Below are 17,876 nucleotides of genomic sequence, written 5' to 3' on the forward strand. Positions count from 1 at the left end.
TATTATGTCACTTGCTTATATTGCGCTATTGCATTTGCACGGGAGACCACATAATGAGCAAAACACTTTTTCTTGCGGGTGCAGGTGGCGTCATCGGCAAAAGGCTGGCGCCGCTGCTCATCAGTGAAGGGTGGCGCATTGTCGGCACGACCCGCTCGCGGGACAAAGGCGTCGGCCTGGAGCGCGATGGCGTGGAAGCGGTAATCGTCGACGTATTCGACGCGCAAGCGCTTATTGCCGCCGTGGTTGCAGCCAAACCGCAGGTGGTCATTCATCAATTAACCGATCTACCGCCAGGACTCGATCCCGCACGGATGGCCGAGGCCACGACCCGGAATGCGAGAATCCGGGATGAAGGGACGCGAAATCTTGTCGCGGCGGCTGTCCATGCCGGCGTTGATCGCTTCGTCGCACAGAGCGTCGCTTTCGCTTACGCGGCAGGACCGGTACCGCACGGGGAAGAGGATCCGCTGGCCGTGGAGGCGGATGGCCGTGCCGGCATCTCAGCACGCGGCGTGGCAAGCCTGGAACGTCAGGTCTTGACTGCACCCTTCACCGGCATCGTGCTCCGTTATGGCCGCCTCTACGGTCCTGGAACAGGTTTCGACGCCCCGGCAGGTCCGGCACCGCTGCACGTGGATGCCGCGGCAAAGGCGGCGGCGCTAGCATGCGTGCACGGTGCCGCCGGCATTTATAACATCGCAGAGGAGGACGGCACGCTGCTTGGCAGCAAGGGGAGGCGTGAATTGCACTGGTCTTCAGAATGGAGAAGCGCACCGTGAGCTGTTGTGTTGATCACCGACAGAATCCAGGTCGGGGCCTCGAGGAAGGCGAGGTGGCAGCCTGTTTTTCGAGCACTTCGAGAAAATGCAGCACAATCGTTTGCATCGAATCTTGGTAGGGGCGACGCAGGCATCGGCAATGCCGCTAAACCGGACAAGAGGACAATGTCAATAGGAGCAATAGATGAAGCGCAGCGTTGATAATGCCGACCATTATTGCTGGGGAGAAGGCTGCGACGGATGGATACTTTCACCGTCACCGGACATGATGGTTATCCAGGAAAGGATGCCGGCCGGAACCGCTGAGCAGAGACATGTCCATATGCGGGCGCGGCAGTTTTTTTATGTGCTCGTTGGCGAGCTCTTGATGGAACTAGAAGGTGAACTTCACACCATCACCGCCATGTCTGGAATTGAAATTCCCCCGGGCGCACGCCACCAGGCCCGAAATGAAAGCGCCGAAGACGTACATTTTCTCGTCACGTCCAGTCCAACCACCCGAGGGGATCGCATCGATCTCGATTAGCACGATATGACATGGAATGCACGTCTGCCGCAGCAACGTCAGACTGCGCAATCATATCTTGATAAAGGCAACTTGATTGCAAGGCAAGATCGGTTTGCATGCCTGATTTCTAAGCGACCGCGGTTGTCGTGCCGCTTAGAAGCTTGATTGGCAAAGATGAAGCACTGATTCACAGCACCCACGCAGACTGTAATAAAAGTGTAATTAGTCTTCTCTACACTTCGTCCATCCGTTTGAAACGGTGCGGCTATACCTGCCTCTTCCTATTTCCCCGTTGTCGGATCAGCCGCCTGCACGCGCTCTATAAGAGCAAAGCGTCTCCATACACAAATTGTTACGTAATCCGTATCAATTCAACCCGCCCTTTCTTCTTTTAGCGTTCATTTACCCAAGGGAAATACAGTATGTTGCTTCGCAACAATGTTTTTGGTGCACTAACGACATTTGCATCGCCTTTTTTTATTGCCGGATTACTCAGTGCGTGTGGCGACGGGAGCATCGGGACGATTACCCAGCGTGTCCCCGCCGCCCCGACCGGCGTGGGTTTCACGGACAGCGCGGCGATACCTGCGGTAGCTGCGTTTGTTGACAATATCGCGACCAACCAGCGTGGGGATGCACGCTATGCCACCTTCTCGACGAACGCCGGGGTTCGGATTGGCGAGCGGTTTCTCGATTTGTGGACACCTACCACGGAGATAGTGGATGCCGGAGTAACGGCGGCGGCGAACGGCAGCTTTCCTGCCGTAGTTGCTTCGACTTGCAGTGGTTTGCCTTCCTCCGGCACGCTCTGCGGAACCATCGTAAACAGCACCGTGTTGGCGGCGAGCATTCAATTCGTAGTAGATGAAACAACTAATCGCACACAGGCCGAGGCGGATGCGGCGTACTACGATGACCGTCGCGGCAAAGGCTTCAGCGTAACCGACGGCATGGGCCCACTGACCAGTGCATGGCGGCGAGCGGCGCAGCAAGTCACGAGCATTACGTCGATTCCCGCGGATGCCACCACCGTTCTCTACAATGATACGGGCAATAACACCGGTGTGGGCAGCACGACGAACGCGAGCTTCGGCAAGGTGGTGGACTTGATCAATACCATGGGGAACAACGCGTCGACCGAACCAGCGAAACGTTTCTATAAATACGCGCGGCCTTACCGTTGGAGTTCCAGCGTCATCGTGGCACCCACCCTGGTGCCGGCGGAGAGTACGACACCAGCGACAGACGGCGGGTTTTTCAGCGGACACCAAGCAGAAGCGATGCGTGATGCCATCACGATGGCGTGGCTCATTCCCGAACGCTACCAGGAAATGGTCACGCGAGGCCTGGAACTCGGTGAGAATCGTATTTTTGCAGGGATGCACTCGCCACTTGACGTCATCGGTGGGCGCATGTTTGGCCTTGCGGCCGCCGCGGCGAACCTTTACGACTCCACCAATAGTGCCGCCGAGCAGGCCGCGTATGCACAAGCGCATGCCACCCTGGAGAGTTTGACGAATACGACAACGACAACCTTCGCTGCGTACGCGCACTCCGGAACATCCGCCAACGATCGCTTTGCCGATTACGCGACCAATAAAGCGGTATCCGCACGCAGGATGACGTACGGCCTGGCGACCATCGGCGCCACGAATGGGGCACCAATTGTCCCCAAAGGCGCGGAAATCCTTTTGCAGACACGCTTTCCTTATCTAAGCGCGGACCAGCGCCGTGTCGTCTTGAAAACAACCGAGATCATGTCCGGCTACCCTGTCATGGATGATGACGAGGGCTGGGGACGTTTGAATATGTTTGCGGCCGCGGATGGCTACGGTGCCTTCAATGGGGATGTCGGGGTGACCATGGACGCGACCGCGGGAGGGTTCAACGCCGCCGATACATGGCGAAATGATATTACAGGAGCGGGCAAATTGACGCTGTCGGGTACAGGCTCGCTTACGCTCGCCGGCAACAACACGTTTTCCGGCGGCGCGGAAGTCACGGGGGGCATTCTCGGCGCCAGTGCTGCCAATGCGTTTGGGTCGGGCGACGTATATGTCGGCGGCGGCGGTGTAAAAATTACGGCATCTCAAACGCCCGTACTTGTTCCTGGGAAATATACGCAACTCCAAGATACAACGCTGGAACTTGATATCGACGGCAGCGGTGGTGGTCAATTGCAAGTGGGCGGTCAGTTGACGGTAGTGGGCGGCGCGTTGCACGTTACTTTTGTCAATGGCTATATGCCAAAAGTGGGTGACACCATCACACTGATCACGGGCCCCGGAAGTGCGTTGAACCATTTCACATCGGTAACCGTGGACGGTTTCCAGGCGACACCGACCTATACCGCCACCAGCGTCTCCGTGCGTTTGACGGCGTAAGATTCACCAGGATTTCGTCGTGTGGCGGCCGGACACACGGCGCGCAAAAAACCATCCGTCCTCTTATCTGCAGCAACGTCGGAAAGTCCTGCTGACGGCCAGCCATGACTCACGCGCGCTCGTCACGGGCGCGGTGCCACCCGCATCAATGACAATCATGACCAAATCGCATGCAGGCGCTTGTTGGCGCCTTTCACAGTCCAGTGCAAGTAAAAGCGCGAGCCAACGTCTTGATTACATTCGCAACGGGCGTGGTTCTTGAAAAACAAAACCTTGAAACATCTTCAATCCTATTTTTTTAAGATCATCGAAGGTTGCTTCATCTTCGATACCTTCGGCCACGACACTTAAGCCCAGATTGTTCGCTATATTTACAATCGCAACGACAAGATTGTAATTGATTACATCGTCACCTAAATTAGAAATAAAAATTCGATCAAGCTTGATTCCATCAAGGGGCAACCGCTTTAATAAGCCAAAAGAGTTATACGCAACTCCGAAATCATCCAAAATTATCTGCACACCTTTATCACGCAGAAGTCTCAAAAAAGAAATCTCATCCTCGCCCCACGAACCGTGCTCTGTTTCCGTTATTTCAATACGAATTCGGTGCAATCCATCGGGACAGGAAGAGATATATGCCAAAAAGGTATCGCGGAAATAGGACGAAGCAACCGAGTCAGCACTTATATTTACAGCCACGAACTCACCGAGAACATCTTTCAATATATCTTTATCTCTCAATTTCTTGATGATCGAAATTGCATTCATCAAGACCCAACGATCGATGCTTGGCATCATCCCCATGCGCGCGGCTGTTGGTAGAAAATCATGTGGAGGAATAACATCACCATTTACCGATCGTAGCCGTATCAATGCCTCGGATCCTACGATCGACTTATGAGCATCGACAATGGGCTGAAAAAATAGCTCAAACTCATCTTTTTGCTTTGACTCAAAATCGTAAAGTGCCGAGGTTACGCGTTCACGCCAATGTAAATCATTTTTATATTCCAGAATAACATTATTATTCGGGTTAAAATATTTGAAATTCGAACGCCCAGTCTTTTTTGCAATGTAGCACGCGGAATCAGATTCGAAAAATATATCTTGCATCGATTTGAACTGAAAAAACTCCGTGATGCCGATACTAGCACCAACCGAATAAATGCCGCCCTCATAATGGAATTTATATAAACGAATAGCGGCCAATATTTTCTCCGCCTTCACGTTGATTTCATCAATCCCCATGCCACTTGTGATCAACAAGAACTCATCGCCACCAATACGAGAAAAGAAATCTTGCGGCTCCGCCAGCTTTAAAAGAATTAAACTGATATTTTTTAACAATCGATCTCCAGCCAAATGACCGCAGCTATCATTTATTTTTTTGAAACGATCAAGATCAATGTAAAGGGCAAAATATCTTTTGCCGTTTTTCTCAAAATCCAGTGTTTTCAGAATCTTTTTTACTTCACTTTCAAGCGCCAATCGATTTGGTAAACCCGTCAAATGATCATGGGTGGCCTGAATGGCAAGTTCTTCCGAAAGCGATACGATGCCGCGTGCATCCTGAAAGACCAGAACATTACCCACTATCTCCTGATCCATATTACGGATGGAGGACATGGAAAGAAAAGCAGGCAAGGTTTTTTTCTTATTAACTCTTATATAATGAAGATTCGGTATTTTTTTGATATATCTCTTTTCTTTAAAAGTAGGATCTTCCACCTGCGTGGTTACAGAAACAATTTCATTAAACTTCTTTCCTACGATTGACTCTTCCTGCTCATGCAGAACCTGAAGTGCCGCTTTGTTGCACAACGTGATGGTTCCTTCTGCATTGGTGCGAATGACACCATCAGCTATCGAGTTCAGCGTTACCTGAGCCAATTCCTTTTCTTCAAAGAGCATGTTCTCCCGGGCTTTGTTTTCTGAAATATCGATACATTGCCCTATGAAGTAGGCCGAGAATCGCCTGGATGTTCTTAACAGGCTCAAACTCATTTGAACCCAGACAGCAGTACCATTTTTTCTCAGATAGCGCTTCTCGTAACAAATATTATTTACTTCACCATTCAGCAATTTTTTGACAGCACCATCACTTATATTTTGATCATCGGGGTGCGTGATATCCAGGGTGGATTTTTCCAATAACTCGCCTTGAAAATATCCCAGCATTTCATAGCATGCAGGGTTGGCAAAGACGATTCTTCGCTCTTCGGTGGCGATGACGAGTGCACTAGGCGAATCACGGATTATCAACCCATGAATCTCGGGATCTACCAAGAGTTGCTCTTGAGAAATCGATGCCTTTGAACGCGTATTGGACATTTTATGGTGATGCATCATATATCTCCCATCCCTTGGGATAGTCGGCTTCAAAGCTTCAGCGACCCCATCCATTTAGGCCGCATCTCGCCTTTTGATATTGTTATAGCTTTCCTGAAAATGCTCTGCAGGAGCACGGTGGGAGTCTGAATCAAGGAAAATGTCGCGGTGGCAACATCACCATTGATGTGAGCGTAAAGCAGGTCCAGGAATGCAATCGCGCCGGGCCAGTAAGCAACAATTTTGCCGACTGCACCACTGACATTATCGTCTGCTCTTGGCGGATTCTTCAGAAGCAAGGCATTCGGATGCAATGCGGTGAGGTTCACCAGCAATCTAAGATCGCGCATTGCCCGTGCCACATCGGCGATTTTTATTTCGGTAGGAAATTCCGATTTACCACGGATGGTACGAGATGTAGTCGCCTGATTGCCGGAGAAAAAGGATATTCCGGAAAAACATTCCGATACGTTCATCGCGCGCATACGAATGCGACCAAAATGATTCCCAAGCCCGGCAGTGGCTTTCAAGTGATACACAATGGCCTAAGTACATTCGATGATATTTACCTAACGTCACGATTGACACAAACTTTATAGTTCCGACGATAGATTTTTACCCTGATAAATCGGCCTCGCCACGTAGTAATCTCGCGTTTTCTGCAACTCTGCGCAGGGTCATGGCTAGAAGCGATACCAGCTAATCCGCTGACCGACCTCTGCCCGGCTTCCTGAGGCCACGCCGCCGCTGCGGCACTCAGCGGTGCTGGGATTGCCTTCGCACGGCTGGCAATACGCGTGTGACGTGCTGCAAGATCGAACTTCGTTGTGATGTTGGCAACAGTCGTCAATCACGGTATCGACTTCGACACGGTTTCGGAACTATTGCATCGCAACACACCCGTCGCGGAATATGCAGTACTGTCTGCGGTCGCAGTCGACCGCGGCGCTCCTTACGCACGACAATACCTTTGCGGCCAAGCATGGTTCGAATTCGGCGCAAGCCAAATCGAAAATATTCGCCGGAAAGCCGGCGCACCACGTGGTCGTCGCTTGACCATCTCGCCAGAACGCTTACATCAAGCGGTATATCGACGCCTCGCGCACCCTGTGCCGCTCGGCCAGCTCGGCTATCGGTACGCTGTCGGCTTTCCGCAATATCCGAACCATCCGCTCATCAACATCTTATGTTCCGATAGGGATTTTACTAGACGTCCATGCGTATCAAGAGACTTGCGTTGCGTTGCAAAAACGTAGATAGCGTCGGCGATAGTGACACGCGAGCGCCGTCGTGACGGAGGCCTACGCACTCAAGGAGTGCGACTACGGCGAATCAGCAGCAGCGTGGGAATGACACCCATCATGGTAATCACAGCCATGACTCGCCAAGCAAACTTGAACGAATCGATCGGGTTCGCGTGGGCGCCTACCAAGGCGACGAGCACGGCAACGCCGATGGCAATGGCTGCCTGCCTTATCATGTTGATCGCCGCAGAACCCGTGGAGAAGGCCGTTGCAGGCAAAGAGGAAGTACCCACGCCCATCAGTGTCGGCAATGTGAGCCCAACGCCAACGCCGATTGGAATCATTCCAGCAACGGCGATCCATATCTCGGGCTGAGTGCCAGGTACGCACGACCACCAAATAAGCCCCAATGCGAAGCTTGTCGTTCCTGCGATGATGACGTTGGAAGCGCCAAACCGCTGGATAAGGTGCTTGGAAAACAGCAATGACACCACCGGGACGAGTAGCGGCCCCGGGGCCATGGTCGCACCGATCATCAAGGCAGACCACTTCCACGTCAGTTGCTCCCATAAAACGACAGACAGCAGAAGCGCGCCGAAAGCGGCTGAGAAAGGCGCCATGACAAGAGACGCGCCAGCGAACGCGCGATTTTTGAAAAGACCCGGTTCGATCAAAGGGTTGCTCGTTGTGAAACAACGGAAAACGAATCCCCCTAACAGCAGGACGGATAAGTAGAAGTTGATTTGCACCGAGACAGCGCGCCATCCCCAGTCGTTGACTTTGACAATCGCGAAAGTCAGGCACGCGATTCCAACCGTCACCAAGAAAGCAGAAAGCGCATCGGGCTTGCGTGCATGATGTCCTGGTATAGGGGGCAATCTCCACCATCCTAACGCCAGCGCTACTATGCCGATCGGGACATTGACCAGGAATATCCAACGCCAGCTGATCACAACAAGAAGTCCGCCAACGAGCGGCCCCAAGGCAGCGGCAACCCCACCGATCGCGGTCCATGTCCGCACGGCGGCGCCACGCTTCTCCGGGGGAAACGTCGCCAGCAAGAGCCCCAACGACGTTGGCGTCATCAGGGCCGCGGCCGCCGCCTGGATGATTCTGAAACCAGCCAGCGTCTCGACAGATCCCGCAGCCGCACACGCCGCGGACGCAACGGTGAAGAGCCCAACGCCTAAGAGGAAAGTCACATCTCGTCGGTATCGCTCAGCCGCACGGCCGAAGAACACCAGGAGCGATGCATATGTGACCGTATAAGCATTCAAGATCCACGACAGGTTGTCCAATTTTTCTTCGTGAAGTTCCTGCGATATACTTGGCAATCCTACATTTACAATGAACAAATCTAGGTTTGCAAGAATCATCCCCGCACACACGATCGCCAGAACTTGATTCGGGGTTCCCGGACGCGGTGCAAACAGCGCTACGTCTATGCCCTTATTTACGTCACCACCCGACATCTTTGACTCCTTTAATCCGATCTGCCACGGCTGAATGCTTGATTCGCTGGTGCAAAACAGACATGGACCAGCGAGAAGGCGGCAGGCTGACCACTCGCCCTATGCGCCAGCTGCTAACGCTTACTGCGGTAAAGGTGGATGAAAATATGCGGGATGCGCGGTGCTCAAACTCTGCTTTACCTCTCGCGACTCGTCGTCCGCCAATACTTCGCTGACTTCGGCTTCAACACCGTCGAACGCCAGATGCGCGACTTGTAACGGATCGGACTTCGGCACATCCAGACCTTTGGTCAGGTCCGTGTCCATGAAGCCCACATGCAATCCAATGACCTGCGTACCATTGCCACTCACCGAAAGCCTGAGCGCATTGGTGAAGCTCCACGCTGCCGACTTTGACGCGGCGTAGGCCGCCAGAAGTGGAATGCTGAACCACGTTACGCTGGATAGAACGTTGATAATCGCTCCGCCGCCATTGCGCAACAAAACGGGCGCAAACGCTTGCGATACATGCACGACGCCAAAGTAATTCGTTTCGAAGATTTCTCGTGCAACGTCAATGGCGTTTTCATCGAGTGCGGATTGCATCACGCGAGCGATCCCGGCATTGTTCACGAGAATCGTCGTGTCCGATGCCAATTCGACAGCTGCCTTGACGGACGCCGGGTTCGTGACATCGAGCCTCACTGCGGTCACGCCGGGGATAGTGACATTCTCCGGGTTTCGCACGCCGGCGTAGACCTTCGACGCTCCGCGCGCAACCGCCGCTTTTGCAAATGCCAGCCCCAGGCCTCGTGATGCGCCAGTCACGAATACAACAGATCCTTTCAGTTCCATCAATTTTCTCCGCACTGTAACGGTAGGAAGTTCGCCCAGGGCTTCGCGAGAACCTTGACGATCCGATTAGAACAAACCCCGAAGCACTTGGCGGAGTTTATGTGTGCAATTGCACAGTTGTCAAGTGACGCATTGTCTTAGGCATACCTCGTCGAGTGCTATCGGTTCTGCTACACTTCATTGTGCAATTACACCGATACAACGTGCCACCACTTGAAATATCTGTCCGGGAATGAAACCTCCGCACGGCCCCAGTCTTTGCTATTGCTTGGCCAGTAGGCAAAGTGCACGATATCTGTCCAGACTTTTCGACGAGCATCTTGCTCCTTCTGGCTTGTCGTCCTCGCAATTTTCGATTTTGGTTAGCCTGGCATCCGCGAAGACATTGACGATTGTGCAACTGGCGGAGTTCATGGTCATGGAACGAACAACGCTCGTCCGGGCGCTTAAACCATTACAACAGTCAGGGTGGGTTTTAAATCAATTGCCGACGAGCGGGAGAGCGATGATTCTTACATTGACGCCCGCTGGACAAATAAAGGTGAAAGAGGCGGCCCAGCTGTGGAAGGCAGCGCAGCAAGCTTTTGAGAATCTGATAGGCAAAGACCGGGCGGTAGCACTTAGAAGTGAATTACAGAACGTAAAAAAAATCTGTACAACATCGGAAGCGTGAACAAAGTCGATGAGACATATCTCGTGTTTCTTCGAGTGTCTGGAATCGATTGCGACATACACTATAAGCGCACCCAAGACGCCTGTCCCCTAGTGTCGGGCTAGTTGCCGCACGGCGTAATTCAGAAAGCAATGTGCGGGGGCGGTATGCTGTGGTACGGCATATGCCGGCTTTGAAGGCTAGCGCAGCGTGGTTGACACCATCACGCGAAGCAATCCTCCGCCAGCGAAAGGTTTTCGAAATATCATCGATGGATGGCAACAAAGTAGCGCGTACATACAACGCTTAGAAAGCAGAATGTAGTGTTTGCCTCTTATTTCGCTGAATTTATATCATTCGATTAGATTACTGAAAAATAAATACAGTAATATTTCTATCTAATTTTTGAAACGATATAACATTACGTTTATCAAGCAACGTACCTTTGTCTTTTTCTGAGCCGGCCATAATGCATTCCAAAAAGAAGCGCGCGCTTTCTTATTCGATTTTTTCGTACGTTATCCTATCCAATACTGTCTTTGCACAAACGACACCACCTCCTGCCGCTTCGGCGTCGGATGCTGTCGCGCCGTTGATCGGAAGCACGGACGCAGCGCAATCGAGCGTGGCAGTCACGGCGAAAAGGCTCGACACGACCCGCAATGGTTTGTCGCCAGAGGCGGGCAGCTCGGTTTATCGCATCACCAGCGACGATATCGATAATTTGCCGCAAGGCGCCGATAACCCGTTGAACAAAGTGCTATTGCAGGCACCTGGCGTCGCAAACGATTCTTATGGCCAGTTGCACGTACGCGGCGATCACGCGGACCTGCAGTATCGCATCAATGGCGTCATCATCCCCGAGGCAATTTCCGGGTTCGGTCAGTCACTGGACACACGGATTATCGACCAGGTCAATCTTTTGACAGGCGCGCTGCCAGCACAATATGGCTATCGTACGGCTGGCATCATCGACATTACGACGAAATCCGGTGAAGATGGTGATGGAGGCGCCGTCAGCATGTTTGGCGGAAGTCACCAGACGCTCAAGACCAGCGCGGATGTCTACGGCAGTAAGGGACCTTTCAGCTATTTCTTTACGGGTTCTCTAGGAGAGAACAATTTGGGTATCGAATCGCCGACTGCATCGGGGTCTCCGCTGCACGACCATACCCGGCAGGGCGATGGCTTCGGCTATATGTCATATGTGATCAACTCGGACACACGTATCAGCGTGTTGTTCGGCAGCACGAGCAATCAATTCCAAATACCGAATACGCCAGGGCTGGCCACAAGCTATGCGCTGGCCGGCCATGACGGTTTCGATTCGTCGACGCTGGATGACAATCAGTCGGAATTGAATAATTTCGCAGCCGTATCCCTGCAGGGCAGCATCGGCGCCCAATTGGATTACCAGGTTTCGCTGTTCACCCGCTATACGCGCACCCACTTCACGCCCGACGTTGCGGGAGATCTGATGTTCAACGGCGTGGCATCAGACGACTTTCATAACGACACGACGAATGGCTTGCAAACCGATTTCACTTACCGCCTGAACGCCAAACATACGCTGCGCTTTGGAACCCTGTTTCAGCAGGAGCATGCGCAGTTCCGTGATACCGTCAGCGTATTTCCCACCGACGCGGATGGCAACCAGACGTCCGATGTACCGACCTCGATAGCCGATGCGAGCAGCAAGACGGGATATTTCTGGAGTGCCTATGTACAAGATGAGTGGGCTGTTACCAATCGCCTCACGCTGAATTACGGCTTACGGTATGACGGCATGAACGAATATGTCAACGCGAGCCAGTTGAGCCCACGGGTAGGCGCCGTATTCAAGCTCACGCCAACAACAACGATTCACGCCGGCTATGCGCGGTACTTTACGCCGCCGTCGTTCGAACTGGTGTCGGGTAGTACGATTAACCGCTTTGCGGGTACGACAAACGCCAGCGAGGTCACGCAAGATAGTCCTGTCATGCCGGAGCGTAGTGACTACTACGATATTGGCGTCACGCAAAAACTCAGTTCGACTGTCACCATCGGCCTCGATGCTTATTATAAGCGCGCCAAGGAATTGCTCGATGAAGGGCAATTTGGCACAGCACTGATCTATACGCCGTTCAACTACGAGAAAGGGCGCGTTTATGGCGTGGAGTTCACGGCAAATTACAAGCGCGAGAACCTGAGTGGTTATTTCAATCTTGCGTTTAGTCGTGCCCAGGGCGAAAACGTCAACTCGGCACAGTTCAATTTCGGCCAGGACGAGTTGAACTTCATTTCGAACCACTGGGTGTTTCTCGACCACGACCAACGCGTCACGGCATCGATGGGCGGCGCGTACAAATGGCACCAAACGACCATTTCGGCGGATGGCACCGTCGGGAGCGGATTACGCAGTGGTTTTGCGAATACAGATAAGTTGCCGCTGTATGCCACCTTCAATTTGGGCGTGACGCAGAAGTTCGACGAACCTGTGCTTGGGAAGTTCAGTGTCAGCGTCTCGTTGGAAAACGCGTTTGGGCGCATGTACGAGTTGCGCGACGGATCAGGCATCGGCGTGGGCGCACCGCAATACGGACCATATCGTGCGGTCTATGCGGGTGTAACGAAACAATTCTGATTCACGGACAGCACCATAAGTGCTGTCGGCGCTATGACCAGACCGGACCGCCCAATTTCGCGAGTCGACCGTCGCATCAAATCGGGGCATTGTCACATTGGTGATGTGTGAAGCAAAAAAGTGGCGTTTTGCGACCACTGTTCGAAATTCGTCCGCGTTTTGAAAGCAGGCAGTGAAATACCGTCTTCCCGCGCATCGCTCAATAACGTGACAGTGCCCCGCAAACCACGCTTTGCGAAGGCAACCTTCACAGGTTACCTTCCGATATGCTAAAGTGCGGATATGGACATTCCGCCTTCCTCACCCGACGCCTTCGCATTCCGCCTGGCCGAGGATGTGCGCACCCTTACCGGAAAGTTGAAGCGGCGGCTCAGGGAACAGGCTGACCCTGGCGACTTCACGCCGTCTCAAAAAACAGTGCTGCTTCGTCTGGAAAAGGACGAACCCATTCCGCTGTCGCAGCTGGCGCGCAATGTCGGTATCCGCTCGCAATCGATGGGCGAGGTCATCACGGCGCTCGAAGCGGCTGGACAAGTCAGCCGCCGTCCGGATCCGAACGACGGCCGGCAAACCCTGCTCACCCTGACGGATGCGTGCCGCCAGCGTATGCAATCCGGTCGCGCGACCCGACAAGACTGGCTTTTCCGACAGATACAGGAAGCGCTGTCGATCGACGAACAACGGCAATTGGCCGACGCGGTCGAATTGATACGCCGTCTCGTTGAACATCGTTCCAGCGGAACCTGACCATGATTGGATCGCATCATGTCTTGCCACGGCACCCGGCACACTCGCACGCATGACTAGCTCGTCCACCAGCGCGTTTCGTTCGCTTTCCAACCGAAACTACCGCGTATGGGCCGCGGGCGCGTTTGTATCGAATATCGGTACCTGGATGCAGCGCACCGCACAGGATTGGCTGGTGTTGACGCAACTCACCCATCACAACGCGTCCGCGGTAGGCGTAGTCATGGCGTTGCAATTCGGTCCGCAAATGGCGCTGTTGCCGTTGACCGGCTATGCGGCCGATCACATGGACCAACGCAAGTTGCTAATGCTCACCCAATCAACAATGGGCGTACTGGCATTGCTGCTGGGGCTGCTGACCGTCACCGGCGTGGTGCGGCTTTGGGAGGTAAATGTCTTCGCGCTGCTGTTCGGCTGCACGACCGCGTTCGACGCCCCCGTGCGGCAGGTATTCGTCTCCGCGCTTGTTGGAGACAAGGATCTTCCTAACGCGGTTGCGCTAAACGCGACTTCGTTCAACGCGGCACGCATGATCGGACCGGCCGCCGCCGGTGCGCTCATTGCCGCCGTTGGCACCGGTTGGGCTTTCTTGCTAAATGGTGTGTCTTTTATTGCCGTACTGTATTCACTGTATCGCCTTCGAATCTCGGATCTGCATCTACAGGAACGTGCAAAGCGCGGGAAAGGCAGCCTTGTCGCGGGCTTTCGTTATGTATGGTCGCGCGACGATTTGAAGACTGTGTTGATCATGCTGTTCTTCGTGGGCACGTTCGGGTTGAACTTTGCGCTGTTCATTTCGACGATGGCAGTCAGCGTCTTCCACCTTGATGCGGGTCACTACGGAATGCTTTCCTCGGCGATGGCGGCCGGCACGGTCAGTGGCGCCTTTTTAGGCGCAAAGCGTGCGCTGCCGCGTTTTCGTATCGTCATGATCGGCTCGCTGGTGTTCGGGGTCGGCTGCACCGCAGCAGCAGCAGCTTCGAACGAATGGTATTTCGCCGCGGCATTGGTGCTGATTGGAGTCGCCGCGCTAACGGTAACGAACAGTAGTTCCAGCCTTATGCAGTTATCGACGGAACCGGCGATGCGCGGTCGCGTGATGGCCATTCGAATGGCCGTCGCATTGGGCGGCACACCGCTAGGTGCCCCCACCGTCGGTTGGGTCGCAGACCATTTCGGCGCACGATGCGGATTGCTCGTGGGCGCAGCCGGCGGCTTTGCGGCAGCCGCTTATGGCGGATGGGCCTGGATGAAAAGCAAGCGCTGGCCACGCTAACGTTACGGCTTACCCCACCTCATACCTGTGTCGCGTTCGAACCGGCGCAATAGGCGATATCGGCGCTACCTGGACTGAACGAACGGCCGCGCAAGTGTTCCGACACCCTGCCCAGGGACGTCATTTGATACGTTACTTTAAGGGGTATGGCAGTAATGCAACTCGCGCCACCGCTCCTCCATCTCGGCAAATTGGATCGTGTTGCAAATATCGGAGAGGACTTTACGTTCATTCGGCGATAACCGTTCGTGGCATATCTCCTCGATAACGCGAAGACGTGACAGTGCTTCCGACAGCGACAAGACCTGCGTCTTCTCGGAAGCATTCATCGGATCCAATTTGCATTCGCATTGACACTCCGCGTAGTTGTCACAACTATCCCAGTTCACTAGGTATGCACAATCAATGACTTCGAAGATGCATATGAGATCGCACTCGTCCAGATAGTGGTCATCGTACTTACTGCTCATGTCTCTCTCCTGATCGATAGAGCATATTCCGGCATTTTTATGCCCACCGCAGACTGTGTGACAGTACCCGCAAGAGGCCGCTTGCGCTTACGTTACGACGCTTAGCGAAGGCCGCCGGTTTTACGCCGTTGACGCCAGTCGAGCCGCTCAAGCTCAAGATTCCTGACGTGTTCTGCAATGCGTCGTTCGAGCAGAACATTCAGGTAGTCGACCGCCATGAGCGCGTGACGCGATAGACCCTCCAGATTTTGTCGGCTGTCTTCCCACTCTGACGACTTGACGTTATGCTTAGATTCTGCGTCCACGACCGATACCCCCGCGATTTTTACAGGTGTCCTATATGTTTGGATCTTCATAGGTAACGGGTTATCCAGTGCTTGCTGACAGCAACCAGCTATCGTGGTGTAATCCATTAGCCATGACATCAGAAATGTCGATCCTTCGCACAGGATCACGCTGTCAATGTGTATGAGAAAAATTGGTCTTAACCACGTTGGGCACAGCATGCCGAAGCCAGCACTGCGTCCAATACTGCTCTCCATGACGTCATTCCATCAAGTAATGAGTGTCATGACTCGCGCATCAAGGCACGTTAAACAAGTCTGAATTTGGTAACAAGCTCTTTTAGCGATACCGATTGCGTCGCCATGGACCCGGCTGCTGCCGAGGCTTCTTCAACTAGCGCCGCGTTTTGTTGCGTGACCTCATCCATTTGCGAAACAGCGATGTTGACTTGCTCAATGCCGTTATGTTGTTCCTTCGAAGCCACGCTGATCTCGTTCACGATATCCGTTACCTTATTCACGGAATGCACCACTTCCTCCATCGTACTGCCGGCACGGTGGACCAGCACCGAGCCTTCTTCCACTTGCTTTACCGACTCTTTGATCAATTCGGTGATCTCTTTTGCCGCACCCGCGCTGCGTTGTGCCAGTGAACGAACTTCGCCTGCGACGACCGCGAATCCCCGACCCTGCTCACCGGCCCGGGCGGCTTCAACCGCCGCATTTAACGCAAGGATATTTGTTTGAAACGCAATCCCCTCGATGACCGTAATAATGTCGGAAATACGTAGCGAGCTTTGCGAAATATTTTCCATTTTCTCAATAACTTCCTTGACGACATCCCCTCCTCGCCGAGCAACTTCCGCTGCGCTAAGCGCCAGAAGATTACCTTGCGTGGCGTTTTCCGCGTTCTGTTTTACCGTCGCGGTTATTTCTTCCATGCTGGATGCTGTTTGTCCAAGCGAAGCAGCCTGTTCTTCTGTACGCTGACTGAGATCCGCATTTCCGGCAGCAATTTGAGAGGCACCAAGCGCGATGCTTTCGCTGCTCGCTCGGACATTACCGATTATCTCCCGCAGGCTCGTTGTCATCGACCCGAGGGTATCCAGCAGACCACTTATTTCGTCACGTCCTTCACTACGGATCTCAGCCGTCAGATCGCCCGTTGCGACGGTGCTCGCAATTTGCACCGCCTTGGCAAGGGGTGCGGTAACAGACCGAGAGATGATCTTTGCAATGACGATCGACAAAACGACACTTACAACAATCACGCTTGCCGTAATGTTCACTGCAGCGACGTAGCTATGGTCCGCCGCGGTGGCAGCGGCGTCCGCCCCGCGACGATCCACCTCGATAGCTTCCCGGATAGCGGCCATTGCATCTTTAAAACTGCCTGCTGCGCTACCAACGCTTAGCGTTCTTGCCTCATCAAGGCGACTCTCGCCAGCGCTCGCAAGTTCAAGCGTTTGAGTGTTGAATACCAAATAGGCCTGCCAGGCAGATTCGATCTTATTGGCAATTGCCTGCTCTGCTGGAGAATTGACGTGCGATTTGTAGAGTACGAAAGCCTCATTGTAATTCTTCAGGGAGGCTTTATTTTGGTCAAACTGGATGGCTTTTTTTTCGCGATTGGATTCCATAATCGCTCTCAACGAGGAACGCCGGACCTCGTTCGCCTTTGCCTCCATTTCTCCCAGTATTTGCACACCAGGCAACCATCTGGACGTAATGTCATTCACCGCATTACGAATTTTTCCCGCCTCGATTATTGCCGTGACACCCAAACTAACAGTCAAAAGTAGCGTCAAGGCAAAGCCGATAAACAGCCTGGTGCTGATCCGGAAATTTCTTAACATCGTAAGTCCCCTTGATGGAGTTAGCCTCAATACAGCAGCCGTATCCGCATTAACGTTACGGCGGAAAGTTGCTGAAGTGAAAAAGCGAAAATCTTCAACACTTCTAAATTAGGGTTTTCACTCAAAGACGCTCAGGCCGCTCGTTAGGTCTTTCGCATTTCAAATGCAGCCGCGTTGAGCCTAATCGATGAAACCGACCGGGTTGGGGCGGTCAACTCACAAGCGAGGGTGTTAAGAGCGCCGCATTACCAAAAGATAACGTGGTGGCCACGGCACTATTTGAGACGGCGCCGAGCGTGGCCGCGGCCTGCCCGGCCGTTGACGACGCCAGGTCGAGCGGCGCCTGCGGAAGGCCGCCTCGTCGCGAGGCTTTCAATACGCTGGTTGCGCGACGATTTGAATTTGAAGCA

At 53.4% G+C, this 17,876-nt stretch carries 14 protein-coding genes; 7 read left to right on the plus strand and 7 right to left on the minus strand.

Annotated features, from left to right (window positions below; genetic code table 11):
• The first annotated feature begins 53 nt into the window (after positions 1–53).
• The 3 genes from SJQ66_RS05455 (at position 54) to SJQ66_RS05465 (ending at position 3,674) form a co-directional block, all read left to right on the plus strand.
• Positions 54–782 carry an NAD-dependent epimerase/dehydratase family protein gene (locus tag SJQ66_RS05455; RefSeq protein ID WP_024904247.1) on the plus strand — a complete coding sequence of 243 codons (729 nt, stop codon included), beginning with the start codon at positions 54–56 and terminating at the stop codon, positions 780–782.
• A 184-nt stretch (positions 783–966) separates the two neighbouring features.
• Positions 967–1,308, plus strand: coding sequence for a cupin domain-containing protein (locus tag SJQ66_RS05460; protein WP_024904246.1), 342 nt, complete (start codon positions 967–969; stop codon positions 1,306–1,308).
• A 404-nt stretch (positions 1,309–1,712) separates the two neighbouring features.
• Complete coding sequence (locus tag SJQ66_RS05465) at positions 1,713–3,674, plus strand: acid phosphatase (protein WP_320534058.1); 1,962 nt, start codon at positions 1,713–1,715, stop codon at positions 3,672–3,674.
• 234 nt (positions 3,675–3,908) lie between these two features.
• On the opposite strand, the gene SJQ66_RS05470 is transcribed toward SJQ66_RS05465, so the two are convergent.
• The 4 genes from SJQ66_RS05470 to SJQ66_RS05485 form a co-directional block, all read right to left on the minus strand.
• Positions 3,909–6,026, minus strand: a complete 2,118-nt coding sequence (locus SJQ66_RS05470; protein WP_024904244.1) for a sensor domain-containing protein — start codon at positions 6,024–6,026, stop codon at positions 3,909–3,911.
• Positions 6,027–6,055: 29 nt separating this feature from the next.
• Complete coding sequence (locus SJQ66_RS05475; protein WP_320534059.1) at positions 6,056–6,535, minus strand: hypothetical protein; 480 nt, start codon at positions 6,533–6,535, stop codon at positions 6,056–6,058.
• A gap of 779 nt (positions 6,536–7,314) precedes the next feature.
• Positions 7,315–8,721: an MFS transporter gene (locus SJQ66_RS05480; protein WP_320534060.1), complete on the minus strand. Its 1,407-nt coding sequence runs from the start codon at positions 8,719–8,721 to the stop codon at positions 7,315–7,317.
• Between the two features lie 120 nt (positions 8,722–8,841).
• Positions 8,842–9,555, minus strand: a complete 714-nt coding sequence (locus tag SJQ66_RS05485) for an SDR family oxidoreductase (protein WP_046152125.1) — start codon at positions 9,553–9,555, stop codon at positions 8,842–8,844.
• 232 nt (positions 9,556–9,787) lie between these two features.
• Here SJQ66_RS05485 and SJQ66_RS05490 point away from each other — a divergent pair, with 232 nt between their 5' ends.
• From SJQ66_RS05490 to SJQ66_RS05505, 4 genes are all read left to right on the plus strand, one after another.
• Positions 9,788–10,228 (plus strand): MarR family winged helix-turn-helix transcriptional regulator, encoded by a 441-nt coding sequence (locus SJQ66_RS05490; RefSeq protein WP_046152124.1) that lies wholly within the window; start codon positions 9,788–9,790, stop codon positions 10,226–10,228.
• A gap of 448 nt (positions 10,229–10,676) precedes the next feature.
• Positions 10,677–12,833, plus strand: coding sequence for a TonB-dependent receptor (locus SJQ66_RS05495; RefSeq protein WP_320534061.1), 2,157 nt, complete (start codon positions 10,677–10,679; stop codon positions 12,831–12,833).
• Between the two features lie 282 nt (positions 12,834–13,115).
• Complete coding sequence (locus SJQ66_RS05500; protein WP_046152122.1) at positions 13,116–13,580, plus strand: MarR family winged helix-turn-helix transcriptional regulator; 465 nt, start codon at positions 13,116–13,118, stop codon at positions 13,578–13,580.
• Positions 13,581–13,632: 52 nt separating this feature from the next.
• Positions 13,633–14,856, plus strand: a complete 1,224-nt coding sequence (locus tag SJQ66_RS05505; protein ID WP_320534062.1) for an MFS transporter — start codon at positions 13,633–13,635, stop codon at positions 14,854–14,856.
• A gap of 137 nt (positions 14,857–14,993) precedes the next feature.
• On the opposite strand, the gene SJQ66_RS05510 is transcribed toward SJQ66_RS05505, so the two are convergent.
• The 3 genes from SJQ66_RS05510 to SJQ66_RS05520 all read right to left on the minus strand — a co-directional run bounded on the left by SJQ66_RS05510 (position 14,994) and on the right by SJQ66_RS05520 (position 17,466).
• On the minus strand, positions 14,994–15,326 hold the full coding sequence (locus SJQ66_RS05510; protein ID WP_024904236.1) for a hypothetical protein: 333 nt from the start codon (positions 15,324–15,326) through the stop codon (positions 14,994–14,996).
• 101 nt (positions 15,327–15,427) lie between these two features.
• Positions 15,428–15,868, minus strand: a complete 441-nt coding sequence (locus SJQ66_RS05515; RefSeq protein ID WP_046152121.1) for a hypothetical protein — start codon at positions 15,866–15,868, stop codon at positions 15,428–15,430.
• 50 nt (positions 15,869–15,918) lie between these two features.
• Positions 15,919–17,466, minus strand: coding sequence for a methyl-accepting chemotaxis protein (locus SJQ66_RS05520; protein ID WP_253463965.1), 1,548 nt, complete (start codon positions 17,464–17,466; stop codon positions 15,919–15,921).
• Between the last annotated feature and the right edge of the window lie 410 nt (positions 17,467–17,876).

It is taken from the genome of Robbsia andropogonis, assembly GCF_034047095.1.
Lineage (GTDB): Bacteria > Pseudomonadota > Gammaproteobacteria > Burkholderiales > Burkholderiaceae > Robbsia > Robbsia andropogonis.

Excerpts from the sequence above, each read along its gene's own strand:
- SJQ66_RS05455 (WP_024904247.1), top strand. The coding sequence starts at position 54 with ATGAGCAAAACACTTTTTCTTGCGGGTGCAGGTGGCGTCATCGGCAAA.
- SJQ66_RS05490 (WP_046152124.1), top strand. The coding sequence starts at position 9,788 with ATGAAACCTCCGCACGGCCCCAGTCTTTGCTATTGCTTGGCCAGTAGG.
- SJQ66_RS05460 (WP_024904246.1), top strand. The coding sequence starts at position 967 with ATGAAGCGCAGCGTTGATAATGCCGACCATTATTGCTGGGGAGAAGGC.
- SJQ66_RS05520 (WP_253463965.1), bottom strand. The coding sequence starts at position 17,466 with ATGTTAAGAAATTTCCGGATCAGCACCAGGCTGTTTATCGGCTTTGCC.
- SJQ66_RS05480 (WP_320534060.1), bottom strand. The coding sequence starts at position 8,721 with ATGTCGGGTGGTGACGTAAATAAGGGCATAGACGTAGCGCTGTTTGCA.
- SJQ66_RS05485 (WP_046152125.1), bottom strand. The coding sequence starts at position 9,555 with ATGGAACTGAAAGGATCTGTTGTATTCGTGACTGGCGCATCACGAGGC.
- SJQ66_RS05500 (WP_046152122.1), top strand. The coding sequence starts at position 13,116 with ATGGACATTCCGCCTTCCTCACCCGACGCCTTCGCATTCCGCCTGGCC.
- SJQ66_RS05505 (WP_320534062.1), top strand. The coding sequence starts at position 13,633 with ATGACTAGCTCGTCCACCAGCGCGTTTCGTTCGCTTTCCAACCGAAAC.
- SJQ66_RS05470 (WP_024904244.1), bottom strand. The coding sequence starts at position 6,026 with ATGATGCATCACCATAAAATGTCCAATACGCGTTCAAAGGCATCGATT.
- SJQ66_RS05495 (WP_320534061.1), top strand. The coding sequence starts at position 10,677 with ATGCATTCCAAAAAGAAGCGCGCGCTTTCTTATTCGATTTTTTCGTAC.
- SJQ66_RS05515 (WP_046152121.1), bottom strand. The coding sequence starts at position 15,868 with ATGGAGAGCAGTATTGGACGCAGTGCTGGCTTCGGCATGCTGTGCCCA.
- SJQ66_RS05510 (WP_024904236.1), bottom strand. The coding sequence starts at position 15,326 with ATGAGCAGTAAGTACGATGACCACTATCTGGACGAGTGCGATCTCATA.
- SJQ66_RS05465 (WP_320534058.1), top strand. The coding sequence starts at position 1,713 with ATGTTGCTTCGCAACAATGTTTTTGGTGCACTAACGACATTTGCATCG.